At 38.8% G+C, this 18197-nt stretch carries 17 protein-coding genes; 5 read left to right on the forward strand and 12 right to left on the reverse strand.

From position 1 onward, the window contains the following. Positions 1 to 15: 15 nt before the first annotated feature. Both ABIB30_RS06500 and rsmI read right to left on the reverse strand, forming a co-directional pair. Complete coding sequence (locus tag ABIB30_RS06500) at positions 16 to 672, reverse strand: PH domain-containing protein (protein ID WP_354300374.1); 657 nt, start codon at positions 670 to 672, stop codon at positions 16 to 18. A gap of 65 nt (positions 673 to 737) precedes the next feature. Then, positions 738 to 1448 (reverse strand): 16S rRNA (cytidine(1402)-2'-O)-methyltransferase, encoded by a 711-nt coding sequence (gene rsmI / locus ABIB30_RS06505; protein ID WP_354300786.1) that lies wholly within the window; start codon positions 1446 to 1448, stop codon positions 738 to 740. A 44-nt stretch (positions 1449 to 1492) separates the two neighbouring features. Between rsmI and serS the strand changes: the two genes are divergently transcribed. Both serS and ABIB30_RS06515 read left to right on the forward strand, forming a co-directional pair. Next, positions 1493 to 2764, forward strand: coding sequence for a serine--tRNA ligase (gene serS / locus ABIB30_RS06510; protein WP_354300376.1), 1272 nt, complete (start codon positions 1493 to 1495; stop codon positions 2762 to 2764). 89 nt (positions 2765 to 2853) lie between these two features. Continuing rightward, on the forward strand, positions 2854 to 4221 hold the full coding sequence (locus ABIB30_RS06515; protein ID WP_354300378.1) for an amidohydrolase family protein: 1368 nt from the start codon (positions 2854 to 2856) through the stop codon (positions 4219 to 4221). 62 nt (positions 4222 to 4283) lie between these two features. Here the strand turns inward: ABIB30_RS06515 and ABIB30_RS06520 are convergent, their stop codons facing one another. After that, entirely contained in the window at positions 4284 to 4592 is a 309-nt protein-coding gene (locus ABIB30_RS06520; RefSeq protein WP_068403813.1) for a hypothetical protein, read from the reverse strand. A 184-nt stretch (positions 4593 to 4776) separates the two neighbouring features. Next, entirely contained in the window at positions 4777 to 5478 is a 702-nt protein-coding gene (locus ABIB30_RS06525; RefSeq protein WP_354300381.1) for an SIMPL domain-containing protein, read from the reverse strand. A gap of 259 nt (positions 5479 to 5737) precedes the next feature. Between ABIB30_RS06525 and ABIB30_RS06530 the strand changes: the two genes are divergently transcribed. Beyond that, positions 5738 to 6400: a hypothetical protein gene (locus ABIB30_RS06530; RefSeq protein ID WP_354300383.1), complete on the forward strand. Its 663-nt coding sequence runs from the start codon at positions 5738 to 5740 to the stop codon at positions 6398 to 6400. Positions 6401 to 6525: 125 nt separating this feature from the next. Here the strand turns inward: ABIB30_RS06530 and ABIB30_RS06535 are convergent, their stop codons facing one another. The 3 genes from ABIB30_RS06535 to ileS are packed head-to-tail and all read right to left on the reverse strand — an operon-like array spanning position 6526 to position 10909. Further along, entirely contained in the window at positions 6526 to 7128 is a 603-nt protein-coding gene (locus ABIB30_RS06535; protein ID WP_354300385.1) for a lipoprotein signal peptidase, read from the reverse strand. After that, entirely contained in the window at positions 7128 to 7511 is a 384-nt protein-coding gene (locus ABIB30_RS06540) for a TraR/DksA family transcriptional regulator (RefSeq protein WP_041885291.1), read from the reverse strand. The genes ABIB30_RS06535 and ABIB30_RS06540 overlap by 1 nt, the downstream gene beginning before the upstream one ends. A gap of 5 nt (positions 7512 to 7516) precedes the next feature. After that, a complete protein-coding gene (ileS, locus tag ABIB30_RS06545; protein WP_354300387.1) occupies positions 7517 to 10909 on the reverse strand; it encodes an isoleucine--tRNA ligase in 3393 nt (1130 codons plus the stop codon). A 228-nt stretch (positions 10910 to 11137) separates the two neighbouring features. Between ileS and ABIB30_RS06550 the strand changes: the two genes are divergently transcribed. Beyond that, positions 11138 to 11380 carry an isoleucyl-tRNA synthetase gene (locus tag ABIB30_RS06550; protein ID WP_354300389.1) on the forward strand — a complete coding sequence of 81 codons (243 nt, stop codon included), beginning with the start codon at positions 11138 to 11140 and terminating at the stop codon, positions 11378 to 11380. 75 nt (positions 11381 to 11455) lie between these two features. On the opposite strand, the gene ABIB30_RS06555 is transcribed toward ABIB30_RS06550, so the two are convergent. From ABIB30_RS06555 to ABIB30_RS06565, 3 genes are all read right to left on the reverse strand, one after another. Then, complete coding sequence (locus ABIB30_RS06555) at positions 11456 to 12562, reverse strand: C1 family peptidase (RefSeq protein WP_354300391.1); 1107 nt, start codon at positions 12560 to 12562, stop codon at positions 11456 to 11458. Positions 12563 to 12685: 123 nt separating this feature from the next. After that, complete coding sequence (locus ABIB30_RS06560; RefSeq protein ID WP_354300393.1) at positions 12686 to 13519, reverse strand: TlpA family protein disulfide reductase; 834 nt, start codon at positions 13517 to 13519, stop codon at positions 12686 to 12688. Between the two features lie 383 nt (positions 13520 to 13902). After that, complete coding sequence (locus tag ABIB30_RS06565) at positions 13903 to 14310, reverse strand: cysteine peptidase family C39 domain-containing protein (protein WP_354300395.1); 408 nt, start codon at positions 14308 to 14310, stop codon at positions 13903 to 13905. Positions 14311 to 14367: 57 nt separating this feature from the next. On the opposite strand from ABIB30_RS06565, the gene ABIB30_RS06570 reads away from it, so the two are divergent. Continuing rightward, positions 14368 to 14739: a hypothetical protein gene (locus tag ABIB30_RS06570; RefSeq protein ID WP_354300397.1), complete on the forward strand. Its 372-nt coding sequence runs from the start codon at positions 14368 to 14370 to the stop codon at positions 14737 to 14739. A 63-nt stretch (positions 14740 to 14802) separates the two neighbouring features. On the opposite strand, the gene ABIB30_RS06575 is transcribed toward ABIB30_RS06570, so the two are convergent. Then, positions 14803 to 16653: an alkaline phosphatase gene (locus tag ABIB30_RS06575; RefSeq protein ID WP_354300399.1), complete on the reverse strand. Its 1851-nt coding sequence runs from the start codon at positions 16651 to 16653 to the stop codon at positions 14803 to 14805. A 14-nt stretch (positions 16654 to 16667) separates the two neighbouring features. Then, positions 16668 to 18191, reverse strand: coding sequence for a RagB/SusD family nutrient uptake outer membrane protein (locus tag ABIB30_RS06580; protein WP_354300401.1), 1524 nt, complete (start codon positions 18189 to 18191; stop codon positions 16668 to 16670). Positions 18192 to 18197: the final 6 nt, after the last annotated feature.

An 18197-nucleotide genomic window follows, 5' to 3' on the forward strand; every position in this document is an offset into this window, starting at 1 on the left:
ATTGGGATATGCGCTTTAAAAAGTATCTAATATATCAGCTTTCTTAGCCTCGTATTCAGCCTGGGTAATTAATTGTTTATCGTATAAGGTCTTTAGTTTCCTTAATTTTAAGGTCGTTTCATCTTCTGGTTCTTCCACAATTACAGGAGCTGTATAAACTTCCACAGGCTCTTCGGCAGGAATGTTTTCCTGAACAGGGTGGTCTGCAATTGGAGCAATAGGGGCTGCCGTTGCTGGCTGCTGTGCTCTTTTCTCTTCCAGTTCAGTTTGTCTTTGTTGCTCTTTAAAAGCTTCCAGTTGTTCGTAAGCAGCCTGATATAGTTTTCTGGCCTGTACTTTAGGGATATATTCTGTAATGATGTTTTCTCCATGTTGTGGAACACAGATGAATTTAGAACCGAAAATTTCCTCTTTGAAAGAGATCTCTTTAATGCTTTTCCAGGAGATATCCTTGAAGTTCATCGTGATGCCGAAGTTGGCTGGCTCACAATAAAAAATGCGTTTATTGCTCACTACAATACAATCAGGAAGAAGATTTACTGCAGGTCTTTTTTGTACCGCAAGGTAAATCAATTCCTCATTGGTAGTCAGCATATCGTTCAGCTTACCTAAAACTTTTTCAACAGCTTTAGGATCTTGCTCATCGCTCAAAAATCTATCTATTAAAATCATATTGTTTTATTTTAAGCTCTCAGGAGCCTGTTTTAAGTTTATAATTAAACGGGCTCTTTTAGGGGTTAATCCTTTTCGTAAGAGCGTTTTTCCTTTTTAGTTTCTTCTTTACCAGCAACACAAATTACGAACTCACCTTTTAAAATATTGTTTTCGAAGTGAGATTTTATTTCGACCAGTGTACCTCTAACGGTTTCTTCATACATTTTAGTCAGTTCCCTGCTTACTGAGGCTTGTCTTTCTTCGCCAAAAAACTGTGCGAATTCTTCCAGTGTCTTCAATAAACGGTGCGGGCTTTCATAAAGGATGATTGTTCTTTCTTCGTCAGCGAGCTTCTTTAAACGGGTTTGTCTGCCTTTTTTTACGGGCAGGAATCCTTCAAAGACAAATGAATCCGTAGGTAAACCAGAGTTGACCAGCGCAGGTACAAAAGCAGTGGCACCTGGTAAACATTCTACAGGTAAATCATTTTTTAACACTTCTCTGACCAGAAAGAAGCCCGGATCAGAGATCGCAGGTGTTCCGGCATCCGAAATCAGGGCTACATTTTTACCTTCCTTCAGAAACTTAATAATTTCTGAAGTTGCCTTGTGCTCATTATGCTGGTGATGCGAATAAGCTTTTTTATCAATGCCGAAATGCTTCAATAAAGGCGCACTTGTACGGGTATCCTCAGCCAGGATAACATCTGCTTCCTTTAAAACGCGGACAGCCCTGAAAGTCATATCTTCCAGATTACCGATTGGTGTAGGAACCAGAAATAGTTTACCGCCCATAGTATTCTCCAAACTCTTGTTATATTTGTTAAAAAAATTAAATAATGCTGCAAGTTAACTATATCCGCGAAAATAGAGAGAAAGTTTTAGAACGCTTAGGCGTCCGTAATTTCAAACAACCTGAACTGGTTGATGAAATTATCAAATTAGATGAAGAACGCAGACAGACTCAAACTTCGCTGGATAACTTATCCGCTATTGCAAATGCCAATGCTAAACAGGTTGGTGAATTGATGCGCAGTGGTAAAAAAGAGGAAGCTGAAGCAATTAAAGCTGAGACGACTTCTAATAAAGAACATATCAAGACCCTTTCAGATCAATTGAACGTGATAGAACAGCATTTATACAATGCATTGGTACAATTACCGAACCTACCTGGTGAACTAGTTCCTGCGGGCGCTACACCAGAAGAAAATGAGGTAGTACTTACGCATGGTGTTCCGGCAGAATTGCATGGAAAAGCGCTGCCACATTGGGAACTGACCACTAAATACGATATTATAGACTTTGAACTGGGTACTAAAATTACTGGTGCAGGTTTTCCTGTTTACAAAGGTAAAGGGGCCCGTTTACAGCGTGCATTGATTAATTTCTTCCTGGACCGCGCTACAGAGCAGGGGTACAGAGAGATGCAGGTGCCTTTGATGATCAACGAAGCCTCTGGTTTTGGAACAGGTCAGCTACCTGATAAAGAAGGACAGATGTATCATTCTACAGTAGATAATCTTTTCCTGATCCCTACTGCTGAAGTCCCTGTCACTAACCTTTACCGTGACGTAATTTTAAAAGAAGAAGAATTGCCCGTTAAAAATACCGCATATACTCCTTGTTTCCGTCGTGAGGCAGGATCGTATGGAGCACATGTACGTGGCTTAAACAGATTACATCAGTTTGATAAAGTAGAATTAGTACAAGTGGTACACCCGGATAAATCTTACGAAGTACTGGAAGAAATGAGTGCTTATGTACAATCTTTACTGAAAGATTTAGGCTTACACTTCCGCGTATTGCGTTTATGCGGTGGCGACATGGGCTTTACTTCAGCCATGACTTACGATATGGAAGTATGGAGTGCAGCACAACAACGCTGGTTGGAAGTTTCTTCTGTTTCTAACTTCGAATCTTTCCAGACTAACCGTTTGAAATTAAGGTTTAAAGGAAACGGCGGAAAAACTCAATTAGCGCACACTTTAAATGGTAGCGCCTTAGCTTTACCACGTATTGTAGCTGCTATCCTGGAAAACTATCAAACAGAAGATGGTATTATCATTCCAGAAGTTTTAGTGAAATATACTGGATTCGACCGTATAGATTAATCCTTTTTAAAAGATTAACCCGCTTATAAAAAGCCGCTTTATCATTTAAGATAAAGCGGCTTTTTGCTTTCGTTAATCTATATTTGGGTATGAAGTTCACGTTTTCGATGCTATTGCTAAGCTTTGCTTTATTAGCCCGCGGCCAATCCGGTAAATACGACCTGGTGATCAGCCATGCAGAAATATTAGACGTTAAATCGGGGGAGATATTAAATGATCAGACGCTGTTGATTAAAGACGGGAAAATTGTGAATATGATGAACTCTTCGAAGAAAATCACCGGGAAAAAGAATATTGATGCCCATGGCCGGTTAATTACTCCTGGCTTCATCGATACACATATACATCCAACAGATGTGTTTGGTGATTACGAAAAAGCCCCTGAATATCTGGCGCAGGACTCCTTGGAATATCTTCGTCATAAACTATCAAATGCATACCTGCCTTATGGTACTACAACGGCTTTAATATTAGGACAACCTGAAAAATGGTTAACTCCAATCCTTGACTGGCAAAAACATCCTGATCCTCAGTATACTGACTTTTATACCAGTGGTGCTGCTTTAATCTCAGATGAAGAGCGAACTCCCTATATCGGCCATGCAGAGCTGGAGAATCCGGAGAAAGCAAAAGTAAAAATACTTGAATATTACCGTTTAGGAATTAAACATATCAAATTATACTACCGGATCCGCAGACCCGAGGCCGAAGCTGTTTTAAAGACTGCTGATAGTCTTGGAATGATAGCCTATGGCCATATTGGAGATTTCGGTACACGTCACCTCCATATTGAGGACGCTTTAAAAATGGGTTTGACCAACTATGAGCACCTGGTTACACTAGGCACCGGGATTTTGACAGAAAAGGAATACAGGCAGTTTGAGACGGAATTTGCCGCAAACTATGGCACAGCCGACACAGAGTCCAGGGTACTTGAAATGTTTATAGAAGCATTCAGCTATATTGATCAGCATGAAAAACACAAAATGGAAGCATTAATAGATAGTCTTGCAAGCAGGCATGCTACTTTTTCCACTACAATACATAGAATTTATGCGCAGTTTCAGCCTACTTACTTCACGCAGCCTGCCGATAAGCTGCTGACCGCTGCACAGCTCAAGCGTTGTAAAGATAACTTTGCAATATTGATGAAATATGCAAAGCTGATGCGTGATAAAGGCATTCAACTGCGTATTGGTACAGATGGGGTTAAGGGAGGACAATCGCTGATCTCTGAACTGATGATCATGACGCAATATGGGTTTTCAGTAGCTGATGTTTTTAAGATAGCAACTTACAATGGGGCAGAGGCTATCGGAATTGCAAACCAGGTAGGAGCTATTGAAAAAGGCAAACAAGCAGATTTAATTATCTGGGATAAAAATCCTTTCGAAGATTCTGCAAACTTCAATGCCACAAAGACTATTATAAAAAATGGTGTGGAATATAAAAACTAAATAAAAAAGCGGTTATTTCAATAAAGAAATAACCGCTTTTATTTAAGTTAACTTTGGTTTGATTATAAAATCAGGATCAATAATAAGATAATGATGATAATTGCACCAACAGAAAGATAAACACCTCCACCCATAGCACGGGCTTCTTTTTTCATTGTTCTTAACTCTTTGCGCAACTCTTTTTTCTCAGCTCTCGACAAATTAGATTTGTCCATAGCTTTGATTTCTTCCACACGGTTAGTGATTCTTTCTAACTGAACTTTTTGCTCAGTAGTCATTTCAACTTTGTCCTTAACTGTGGCAGCAGATACCGTGTTAACACTTAATCCTACAACGAAGATTAACAAGAATGAGTAGATTAATTTTTTCATGGTTATAATTTAAATTGTGTGGTTATTGACAGACTTAGCTAATAACAAAAAACCTACCAAAATGTTGGCAGGTTTTCCGTGTATCCCTGAATGGATGATTATTAATGCATTATCTAAATCGATAACCATCAAAAAACAATAAATAGGTAGTCAAATTTAAAGATACTGTATACAGTAATGGTCACTATCTAATTTGGAAAACAGTATTCATTACATAGCTTAATTTAATTTTCTTGAAGTCGATCTCCGGAGCCGAACCTCCATTGTCATCAGCCATAGCAGACTTCATCATCATTCCACTTGCACGGTAAACAGGATAATTCTCATTCCCTTGCTCCTGAATGTCAATTACACTACCCAATTGCTCACCTAAAGCTTCAACCAGGTAAGTAGCCTTAACTTTAGCAGCCTGTAAAGCTTTAATTTTTAAATCTTTCTTTAAAGCCTCAATCTTAGAATAATCATAACTATCCACATTCGTATAAGCTACTCCCTTAGGATCAACCGAACCAATGATCTCATTCCACTTGTTCAGGTCAGTAACCTTTAAACGATATTGTTTGCTTACTAAGAAATCAGGATTTTTCTTTTTCTCCGGAGCAGTATTGAAACTTGATAAACTATTGATCATTAGATTCTCCTTAGGAATACCAGCAGCCTGAATAGCTTTATACAACTGATTCTCTAAATCAGTAATCTCCACTTTTTTCTTGCTGTTACCATCTTTCAGATACTCTTTCAGCGAAATGCTCAAATAAATAATATCCGGGGTAACTTCCGTTTCAGCTGTTCCGCTAACGGTGATCTTTTTGCGTAAATCTACTTGTTGGGCCATAGCGCTAACACTGATTAAAGTAACAAAGGCAAAAACTAATAACTTTCTCATAATAATATTCAATTTGTGTGTATTTACAGATTAGATGTAAAAACCATGCCGATTCCATAACAATAATGGAAGAATTTTAATTTCCTGCAAATTAAGAATATTCCCCCATCCCGCCTTTATTTATTTTGTTCATAAAAAACAGCTGTAAATCAGGCGCTTTATATCATCACAAAGCTGCTTTTGATGATCCCATACTCCGGTAAGAGATTCACAATTAATTATTATTCTTTACCTTGAATCAATAAACACAAGAATAACATTGGAAAATACCAGACAACCGACCCCCAGAGAATTAATCACAACAAGCATCACAGAAACTCTGCTGGAACCCTTAACCCAATCAGGATTTATATTTTCCAAAAGTTCCCTAACCTTCAAAAAAAACTCAGGTGACTTCACCCAGACCATTACCTTCCAGCTTAACCGCTATAACGAAACTGGTATATCAGCAGAATTCCGGACAATATGGAGCATAACTTCAAAAGCATACTCAAAATGGTATAAAGCCAAGTACGGAACAAAACCCCTGAATGACCACTTATTTACCGAACCGGATTGGAATATCGAAAACTGGGAATTCCCGTTCATCAATAACAAACAAGAATATTATTCCCAAATCATAGAAGAAACGCAAAGACCAGAAGTATTGACCATGCTAAAGAACAACATCCTTACCATTGGAATACCTACCCTGAACCATTTCTCTGACTGGGAAAATGCGGCCAATAACTTCCTCTCAAAAAACAGCGACCACCACAAAGCCAGTGATTTCTTTCAGCTTGCCGATAACTCCGAAAAATCCCTTCAGGCATTGCAAAAAGGCCTTGACTATTGGAAACAACATCCAAACGCCTCAAACCCCGAAGACCTGGAAGAAATCCATAAACGGCTCAATAATATCTCTAAAGCATCCAGCTATTAACCTGATTCCATCTTTCACAAGGGCAATGCCTTTTAATCTCCCAGCAATGTGTGATTTCCCCTCCACAACCCCTCAAAAAAAAAGGCTTTCCCCTTAGAGAAAGCCATTCCATTAGTTTAAATACTTTAATCTTCAACGACCTCATTATTCGGTCCAATCTCTTCCTTCACCTCTTCCTTAAAATACTTTTTCTGGAAGATCAGAATAGCGATTACCCCAACAGATATGGCAGCATCTGCAACATTGAACACCGGTCTGAAGAAAATATAGTCTTCTCCGCCCCATATAGGCACCCATTTAGGGAAGATGCCTTCCAGTATCGGAAAGTAAAACATATCCACTACACGGCCATGAAACAACGTAGAATAGCCGTATATCTTGCCATAAGCTACAGAGTCAATGATGTTACCCAATGCACCAGCAAAAATCAAAGCCACATTCAGGACAAGCCCTCTGTGGTACTTATGCTTGATCAGGTAATGTAAACCATAGCCAATTGCCGCTACCGCAGCAATTCTGAATAACGATAAAGCCAGTTTTCCGAATTCACCACCAAACTCCATTCCGAAGGCCATTCCATTGTTCTCCGTAAAATGTATAATGAACCAGTTGCCAATAATTTTGAACTCCTGACCCACATACATATTAGTTTTAATCCAGGTCTTCAACACCTGATCCACTAAAAGGACCAGGAAGATAACCAGCAAAGGTTTAGAATAGCCTTTCATTATGCTTGCTTCAATTTGGCTTCCATGCTTAAAGTTGCATGAGGTACAGCACGTAAACGTTCTTTTTGGATCAATTTACCAGTTTCGCGGCAAATACCATAAGTTTTGTTTTCAATACGTACCAAAGCAGCTTCTAAATTCTCAATGAATTTTTTCTGACGTGCAGCTAATTGATTTAATTGCTCTTTCTCCAATGTGGCCGAACCATCTTCCAAAGTCTTGTAAGTACCAGAAGTATCTTCTGTACCATTAGAATTCGGGCTGCTCAAAGAATTCGTTAAGTTGAGAAATTCCTCTCTCGCCATACGCAGTTTATCCTGGATTAGTTCTTTAAATTCTTGTAGCTCGTTATCTGAGTAACGGGTTTTTGTAGGTTTTTCCATATTAATTATTGTTTTGCAATTGAAATCAGTAATTCAACCTCATCAATTACGATTGTGTTTCCTTTATCTAAATTAGTTATCAAATTAATATCATCCGCTAATATTTCAGCGCAAATGTATGTTTTATTCTGTGCTACCGCTGCGGCGATCAAATTATCGTTTTGTAAACTCACGGTAATGCGATCGGTCACTTCGAAATTAAGCTCTTTTCTTAAATTCTGGATTCTGTTGATCAATTCACGTGATAAACCTTCCTCTTTCAATACTTCGGTGACCGTAACATCCAAAGCAACTGTAAGGTTTCCGATATTTGTTACCTGCCATCCAGGGATATCCTCAGCAATGATTTCCACATCCTCCAGCAAAATTACATAGCTGGTACCCGGTACAAGATAAGAACCTTCTGTTTCAAATTTGCTTAAATCTTCAGCACTCATGTTACTAATTGTTTCCGCTACCGATTTCATGTCCTTACCAACTTTTGGTCCGAGCGCCTTGAAATTCGGTTTGATCTTTTTCTTGATGAAACCAGCAGTATCAGTGATGTATTCAATATCCTTGATATTAGTCTCAGATAAGATGATTTCCTTCACGAGTTCCACTCTTTCCTGGAACGTTTTGTCCAGTACAGGTAATAAGATCTTGGCCAATGGCTGACGCACATTGATGCTTGATTTCTTCCTTAACGAAAGCGCCATAGAAGAAATATTTTGTGCAAGCTCCATACGCTCATTCAATTCTGTGTCGATCAGTGAAGTATCACCTTCTTTCCACAAGCTCAAATGCACCGACTGTTCAGCAGTTTTTTTATTAACTGATAAGTTCTGGTATAACCAATCCGCGAAGAAAGGCGCAACCGGAGACATTAACTGAGATACACTCATCAAACAAGTATACAAAGTCTCATAAGCAGCCTTTTTATCCGCAGTCATTTCACCCTTCCAGAAGCGGCGGCGTGATAAACGGATATACCAGTTACTTAAATGCTCATCTACAAAAATCTGAATAGCTCTCGCCGCTTTAGTAGGCTCATAAGTATTATAACTATCATCCACCTCGTTGATCAGGTTTTGTAACAGCGATAAAATCCATCTGTCAAGCTCAGAACGATCCTTTACAGGCGTTTCATTTTCTTCATCAATCTCAAACTTATCAATGTTCGCATATAAAGCGAAGAAAGCATAAGTATTGTATAGTGTTCCAAAGAACTTACGTCTTACCTCATCCAGACCTTCAGTACTGAACTTCAGGTTATCCCATGGAGAAGCATTGCTGATCATATACCATCTGGTTGCATCAGCACTGTAAGTATCAATCGTATGGAAAGGATCAACCCCATTGCCTAAACGTTTAGACATTTTGTTACCGTTTTTATCCAGTACCAATCCATTGGAAACAACATTTTTATAAGCAATACCTTTATTGCCGATACGCTCATTTACTGCTTTGATCTCTTCGCTGGTTTCACTCAGCATCACAGCAATCGCATGTAAAGTAAAGAACCATCCACGGGTCTGATCCACACCTTCAGCAATAAAATCTGCAGGATAAGCATTCTCAAACTCTTCCTGATTTTCAAAAGGGTAATGCCATTGTGCATAAGGCATTGCACCACTATCAAACCATACATCGATCAGATCCAGTTCGCGGGTCATTTTTTCGCCTTTTGAAGAAGTCAGGATCACATCATCCACAAAAGGACGGTGCATATCTTTCAATTCAAAAGCAGCTTCCATAAAACCAGCTTCCACAGACTTTTTGATCTCTGCATTCAGCTCTGCAATAGAACCGATACATTTTTCTTCTGTACCATCCTGAGTTCTCCAGATCGGTAAAGGAGTTCCCCAATAGCGCGAGCGTGATAAATTCCAGTCCACCAGGTTTTCCAGCCAGTTACCAAAGCGGCCTGTTCCGGTAGCCTCTGGTTTCCAGTTGATGGTCTTGTTCAGCGCTACCATTTTATCTTTTACAGCAGTAGTTTTAATAAACCAGCTATCCAGAGGGTAGTATAAAATAGGTTTGTCAGTTCTCCAGCAATGCGGATAACTGTGTTCATATTTCTTAACGTCAAACGCTTTATTGTCTTCTTTCAGTTTAATAGCGATCAGAACGTCCGTTGGCTTGAAATCGGGCGCTTTACGCTCTTCATCACTATAATACTCTTCTTTCACATAATAACCAGCGAAATCAGTAACCTCATCAACGAATTTACCTTGCTTGTTCACTAAAGGAAGCTCGTTGCCCTGTTCATCCTTCACCATCACGTAAGGCATGTCGTTCTCTTTGACAACACGAAAATCGTCAGCTCCAAATACAGCTGCAAGATGTACGATACCCGTACCATCTTCGGTAGTTACATAGTCAGCAGGGATAACGCGGAAAGCTTTGGCTTCTAATTCGGTATTGGTTACGTAAGGCATCAGCTGATGATAAACTACACCAACCAGGTCTTTACCTGTAAACTCAGCCGTGATAGTCCACGGGATCAGTTTGTCACCACCTTTATAGTCTTCAAAAGAAATGTCTTTTGCTTCAGCTTTGAAGTGTTTTCCGACTAAATCCTTCGCCAATATTACACTGACCGGTAAGAAAGTATATTGATTGAAAGTTTTAACTTTTACATAATTGATCTTTGCGCCAACTGCCAGTGCGCCGTTAGACGGTAAAGTCCAGGGCGTAGTTGTCCAGGCGATAAAAGAAGTATCTTCTGTATCGTTTTCAAATATGGAAGACATTGCCGGATGCTGCTGCTCCCTTTTGACAGCGAACTGTGCAGTGATCGAAGTGTCTTTTAACATTTTGTACGTACCCGGCTGGTTGAGTTCATGAGAACTTAAACCTGTTCCTGCAGCAGGAGAGTAGGGCTGTACGGTATATCCTTTGTATAAAAGTCCTTTGTCATAAAAGGTTTTCAGAATCCACCACAGAGACTCAATATATTCATTTTCGTAAGTGATATAAGGTTTCTCCAGATCTACCCAATAACCCATTTTCTCGGTAAGGTCATTCCAGATATCGGTATAACGCATTACTTCTTCACGGCAGGCTGCATTGTATTCTTCTACTGTAATTTTAATACCAATATCAACTTTCGTGATACCCAGTTTCTTCTCTACAGCAAGCTCAATAGGCAAACCATGCGTATCCCAGCCACCTTTACGTTTCACCTGGAAACCTTTAAGAGTTTTATAACGACAGAAAATATCTTTAATGGCACGAGCCATGACGTGGTGAATACCAGGCATGCCGTTAGCTGAAGGCGGGCCTTCATAAAATGTAAATGGATTAGCTTTTGAACGGGTAGAAATACTTTTTTCAAATATATTTTCTTCCTTCCAAAACTGTAATATCTCTTCGCCTATCTTAGGTAGTTCTAATTGTTTAAATTCCCTATACATCAATCCAGTATCTTAAAAAAATGAGGATGCAAAGTTAAGGATTAAGAATTAAAAAAAGGTAGGTATTAAGGAAATACATTGATCTTCAAAAACTTAAATTGGTTTGGTTTTTGATGCTGATATTTTAAAACGATTTTAATTCGGAGGATAAAAATATATCAGACGGATTTTTGGCGTATTAAATCGCATAAATTAACAACAACAATCTCAACGGTCATGATAAAAGTAATGAAACTTCAGAAGGCAGTAATTGCCTTGATCTTAGCTATAATTGCCCTTGTCGCTTACCTGATTCTAGGTTCCAAAGAGGTAGAATGGAGCAAATATATATTGGAAGCTTCGGGATTGTTCCTGATGCTGAGTGCTCTTCTTTTTCTTTACCCTATACTTTTTGCAAGAAAAGATAAAGAAGGGTGTGTAGAGTTAGATCCGGAAGCACCAGTGGAAACGGCAGAACCTGTGAAAGATTAGGAATTTAAATTTTATTCCACATAAAAAAGCGGCTGTATCGTAAAAGATACAGCCGCTTTTTCGTATAAGATCAGCTTATAAACCTAGTTTTTTCTTCAATTCTTTAGTCAATGCTGCTTTTGGCAGAACTAAACTCACTGTATTAATCGCGAAATAAGGTTCTGAGACTTCTATATATCCTTTAAAAGGACCTACTTCACCCCATGAATTTTTAACTTTAAAGAAGGACTTTCCATCCGCTGCCTGTTCTAAACCAATCAGGTGCATCAAATGGTCATCTTCTGTCGTTAAGTTCTCATATAATTGCTGACGCAATTCTGGCGTATAAGCTTGTTCCTTGACCGTTGGATTAATAACAGCTGCTTTTGCATCAGCGGTATCAGCGAATAAAATCGCATACCCTTTTTTCTGCTGAAAGTTTCTACTGCTTACATCGGCATCCCACATCACTGTATAACCATCTTTCAAAGCTGTTTTGGTTAGTCCAACCATTTCTTCTAAAGGCAGGTTATAAAAAGAACCGTTTGCAAAATTATCGGGAGCTTCTAAAATAAACTGTGAATAATAAGGGTGGTGGGTAAATGAAGTCACGCTTACATAATCATTGGCATCAAATTTCAGTACATCTTTAGCGAAAGTCTTCGCGGTATAGTTTTTTCCTTTATAGTCGAAATTAGCTGGTGGATTACCTAATTTCTCATTCAGGATTTTCTCAAAACCTTGTTGCCAGTCTGCAGCAATCGGACGTTTTTTAAGGACGTCATCAAGGTATGTTTTCAGTGTATCCATTAAGCCGGTGTGGTTAGGGATTTCACCAGTAACGCCTTGAAAAGCTTCTTGTGGCATAGCGCCATAGAGTGAAATACCACGGATCAGGTCATGACCCAGGCCACCTTCACTGAATTGTGCTTTACCCTGACGCAAAATGTAGTTCTTTGCCTTTTCTACATAGATGTTGCGCGCAATGTACATTTCTGAGAGGTTAAATTCACCCAGTCCTTTGCGCAGACTTTCTGATTCTACCAGTGAGGTTGCAGAGTAATTCCAGCAGGTTCCTGTTTTCCCCTGGCTTTTAACAGCTGTTGCAGCATTATCCTTAATAGTTTTTAAAGGGCTTTGTTGAGCTTGTACGCATAAGCCAGCGCCAATTCCAATAGTAAGAAAGAGAATTCTTTTCAACATATCAATTATAGGTTTTTGATTAATCTTTTTGTGGATGCTAAAATATGAAAAATCTTAAGCATAAAAGCGGCCGTATCATTTAAGATACAGCCGCTTTTTATAAGAATATGAAATAATGCGATTTTATTTTGATGTTTTTAAAACTTTTGGAATATATAGCTCCAGGTCATCCTGGTCGCCTTTCATGGCATCAGAGTTGAAAACAATTTTTCCGTCACGATCTATTAGAAAATATGTCGGAACATGAGTAACGTGGAGTTGTTTAGCAATTGGACTATTGCTGAATTTTGTACCTTCTGATACATTAATCCACGTTGTTTGATGTTTAGCGATATGCGCTGCCCATGTCTTCTTGTTATCATCCATGTTGAAATAAACTAATTTTAGCCCGATGCCTTTGTATTTGTTGAATAACTCTATTGTTTTAGAGAGTTGCTGCTGACAAGGAGTACACCATGTTGCAGAAAAGACAATGATATAAGGCTGACCTGATAATGATTTATTGGTAAAGGTTGATCCATCAAAATTTTTGACTGTAAAGTCAATAATCCTTGAGCCGGGGTTGGCATTCTTCTTTCCTTCGACTCGATTTAGCATTATTTGAAAGAATTTTCTTCCCGTTTCAGATGATTTTAAACTATCACTTAGCGTATTATAGCAGTTTAAGATCATTTCCTCCTGATTAACCATTTCAGCAAATTTGCTTAAATCTATCAATCTCATTAAACTATAATAATCATTAGGATAAGTTGATAACACATCAAAATATTTCTTCTTTACGTTGATTGCTTGCTCCCAGATAAGTTGATGAAGCTCATTTATATCGTCTTTATTTTTCTTGTGGCTAATGTATTCTTCTCTCATGATGCTATCAAGAGTTTCATGGATCATATTAGATCTCGATTTTTTTGCTGTCTGATTAACTCTCTTTTTTGCAGTTATCAACTCTAGTTTCATATTGTTTGTTCCACTATCAAGGGCGAAATTATACAAATACTTTTCATTTTTCGGACTGACGAATATGAGTAAGCCTAATTGACAAGCACCTTTAATTTTACCCTTGAATTCAAATTTATTATTAATAATATTTGTTGTATCTCTAAATAATATAAGATCAGTGTCTGGTAAAACATTGGTTAAAACTACCTTGTAACCATTTAAAGGGTTATTAGTAGTTGCTTTGTTCCAGTTAATTTAATTGTACACAAGAGGAAAACGGACCAGTTGAAGGCATGTAAGCTGAAGATCGAAACTAACACACTGAAAAAAGTGAGCAGGCAGATTGGTAAAGCCGCTTTTTGAATAAGAGATCTTGTTCTGTTCTGAAGAAAATTCACCTCTCAACTCTCTTTACGGAGCGTTGCAGATAATAATACGCCTCCCCATAATTTTGAGAATTCAGACTCCAGTATAAGCTGATTCTTATTTTTCTCATCAGAAACAATAACGTGTCCATTAATGATATTGTGAACCAATATAAAAATACCACCACGAGTAGAAACGTACGCGATGAAGGGAAATGAAAAATTGGATGGGTTATATGTTTTTTTATCAATTTGATAAGCATGGCTGTCAACTTTAAATTCTCTCAGGCTATCACTAATCGTCAATAAACTTGGATAATCTGGATGAGATTCTAGACTCGCCAAAAGTGTACTTCTATTTACTTTAACTTTTAAAGAGTTAAGTAATTGATGAGTTACTCCCGCAATATTACTTGTTTCATTGTTAAAAATATTTGTTATCATATAATTGATTTCTTAAATGATCAAACGGTACGTGCAATCAGATACCCAAAGAATGTAATGACTGCATTAGATGAAGGACCAAGACATTCGTTACTTCATCCAACTTCTGCTATCACAAGAAATGCATTTAATTTATGTGGAAAATTGTTAGAAGAGCGGGTTTTCGGTAACGATACCAAATTTCTATTACACAGTTATTTCATATTGGATACCATACGGAATATTGATGAATTTCTTTATATCAGAAGAAGCCATCCAGGTTCTCTTACGGCCTCTCCTGATACTAACATGGATTCGCCAATCAGGCTTAATTTATTATATAAATGGATGTTAGACTTTGAAATGATAAAATCAGGGAAGTTAAATTTGGAAGATTCTAGTTTGAAATACGAAGAGCCAGAATTTAGGTTTCAAATAAAAACACTTTAAAATAAACGATCCCGAAAGCTTCTGAAAAGACGCCTACGGGATCATTTATAAATATTGAACTTACTATTTACCTGTAAACAATTTCATTATCTTTTTAAAAATCTCATTGTTCGGATAAGTTCCTGTAAAATCTCCCGAATGCGGGCCATAAGCATAAACAGGCACCATGATATTCGTATGGTCATTCGTACTAAACTCTCCCTGAATTCTGCCTTCCGCTGCCGAAGCATCCAGTAAAGTCAATCCTCCAGTTTCATGATCTGCGGTAATTAAAACCAAAGTTTCTCCATCCTGATCAGCAAAACGTAAAGCCTCAGCTACAGTTTTATCAAAATCATGCAATTCAGTAACTACGTACTTTAAATCATTGACATGACCTCCATAATCAATCTGAGCACCTTCAGTCATAATAAAAAAACCCTTTTTGTTAGCTGATAACAATTTGATCGTTTGTTTTAAAGACTGTGCAAGCATGTCTCCTCTGCCATCCTTTACTGGACGGGTGGCAGAATCTGGTAATAAAACCAATTGCTTACCACTGCTTTTCTGCTTGAAGTCTGCTACCGATTTACTCAAAGTATAACCTTTAGCTTCCAGTTTTTTCATTAAATCAGTATCTGGATTTTGAAGGAAGCTCTTTTGATTAGAACCTACTAAAATATCTGCATGGCTGTCCAGGAAATCTTTCGCTATCGCCTCGCTGTACGAACGGTCTAACTGATGCGCATAAAACACAGCAGGAGTAGCATCCGTAATATCGCCTACACTGATAATCCCGCTTTTTAAACCATAACCAGCTAAAGTATCCGCCAGGTTTGTGCGTTTTTTATCATCAGTTCCCATACCAATATAGCGGTTATTTGTTTTTTCGCCCATGGCAATTGCAGATCCACCAGCTGCGGAATCCGTATTTCCGGAATTAGAGGCAGCAGTCTGAGAGAAACCACTATTGCGGATCATTGTGATATTCAGGTTTCCATGATTCGCAATCCAGCCCGCGTGAATCTGAGCTAAACCCATTCCATCGCCAATCAGCAGAATCACGTTTTTCACTTTTTTAACTGAGCCATCAGATTTATAAGTTGGCTGATAAACAGGATAAGGAACAGGATTGGTATAAGTCAGTTTATCTTTCCTTAAATAGAAATCACGCAGCTTCTCAGGGGCATCTGTATTGATCCAGTCCACTCCGAATTTCTCCAGCTCCAGCCAGGTATTCGGACTGTCTTGCGTGGCCCAGAAACGGAAAGGTTTATTTTGCTGATGTGCCGCATTAATTACCCTTAGAAGCTTATCCTCATCAATTTTTGTCGGCGTTCCTTTACCATTCCAAACCGTGTAATTCTTAATATCATCACTGATCATAGCCACACGCTTCAATTGCTCTTCTGTGTAAACCTTAGCCGGGCGGCCATCAAAAGAAATTATAGCAGGATAGTTTTTAAAGTTTTCAGGTGCTGGTACATCTCCGCTGATTACGATACTTACCGCATCCGGATTAACCGGCTTGTTTACCATATCCTGGAAAGGTTTAAGCTCTTTCAGCAGCTGCGGTAAAACATGCTGATAATCTTCTTTAATATCAATCACCAATTGCAACTTTAACTGGTGATTGGCGTAAGGATGATTTCCGTTTTCTTTATACAATTGATATAAAGGCTCCAGATATTGTTTCAATAGTGTCGCTCCCGGCTTAATCTCCCTTAATTCATGAGCTACGAACAGCTGGCCATCCTTCAGGAAAACGTCAGCTTCAATAGAGCCCATTCCTGCATAATAAGCACGCAGTAAAGGGATGTTTTGTTTGTAATCATTGTGGCTATGCCCTGAATTAAATGACAGTGTTTGCGGTGACTGTGCAAGAGCCGCCAATGAAAACAAGGTAAATGCAGTAGCGCAAAATAGTTTCTTCATGAGTTTAAATTTATTTACCAGCCAGCGTTTTGTTTAATAACACCGCCACTATTATCAATTTCTTTTTGTGGAACTGCCCATACATCATGTACCTGAGGATTAAATTTTCTGGCAGGCCATACTGTTGCTCCACTGAATCCGTGGGCCGGTTGCGCATAAGCTGCTGCTGCATCACCCCAGCGCACCATATCGCGGTGCCTATCTGCCCATTCGCCAGCCAGTTCACTACGACGTTCTCTTTTCAGGTCTGCCAGTGTCATTCCGCTTGCAGCTGCAAGTTTTGCCCTTACCCTGATTCTATTTAACTCTGTATCACCCGCACCCGCACCACGCTGCATAATTGCCGCTTCAGCTTTAATCAATAACACTTCTGCAAAACGTAATAACGGAAGGTTTAAATCTGTTGTCGGGTGGTCACCATTTGGACTGATGTGTTTCCCTACCGGATCTGCAAAACTGAACGGATCCATATATTTTCTGAACTGGAAACCAGATAAACTATTCACAGAAGCATAAACATTGTCTGCTCCAAAGAACATAAAATGATCTCCCGGTTTTAAGATCGTTGCCTCACGGCGGATATCACCTGGCTGATAAGAATCATATAATTCTTTGGTTGGAACGTAATATCCCCATCCATTGTATTTTCCCCAGCCTTTATTTTCAAGCATCACGCCCGGCAGAATACTTCCCCAGCCAGCAGCACCAGAAGGAGTAGAGACCGCCGACCAGATATATTCAGGCCCCCAGTTATTTGGTGCTTTAAATACATCAGCAAAATTTGGCATCAGGTCACGTTTACCGAAGTTGATGACAGAGTCAGCATATTTTTCTGCGTTAGGATAATCTTTTTTATACAAGAAGGCTTTAGATAATACAGCCCATGCAGCCACTTTATGCGGACGACCGTAATCTGCAGCACCCAACTGATCAAAATAAGGAAGATAATTTGCTGCCTGTTGTAATTCACTAATCAGGTAATCATAGTTCAAATTTACGTTGGCTGCTCTGGGCGTCGGATTCGGATCATCCATATTTGCCCTGGTTACAATAGGTACTCCGGCTTTAGCATTACCATAATTGGAAGCTAACTGGAAATACATATAACCACTTGTGAAATACGCTTCGCCGATCAATCTCTTTTTCAAAGCAGCATCCATATCAATTGAAGGCACATAACGAATCACATCATTTGCTCTTTTAATTGTTGCATATCTCATTTTCCATTGTCCTTCGGTATAATCTCCACCAATATAAGCAGAGTTGAAGTCTCTTACGTTATCACCTTGCGCTTTTACACGTCCGGTAATCATGTCATCACTTGCGTTGATAAACCAGAAGAAACCACGGCCATAAAAATTTTCATCGTCATAAAGGTCGTACATCGCATTGGCACCTTTCACCGCATCCGTACTGGTTTTCCAGAAATTTCCTTTCGAAGGAGCACCTTCAGGGGTAATATCTAATTGCTTTTTACAAGAGCTGATCGTAACGATGGTTAAGCCAGCTATTAATATGTGGAGTAAATTCTTTTTCATTTTTGT

The organism is Pedobacter sp. UYP1, from assembly GCF_040547305.1.
In the GTDB taxonomy this organism is placed as follows: Bacteria; Bacteroidota; Bacteroidia; order Sphingobacteriales; family Sphingobacteriaceae; genus Pedobacter.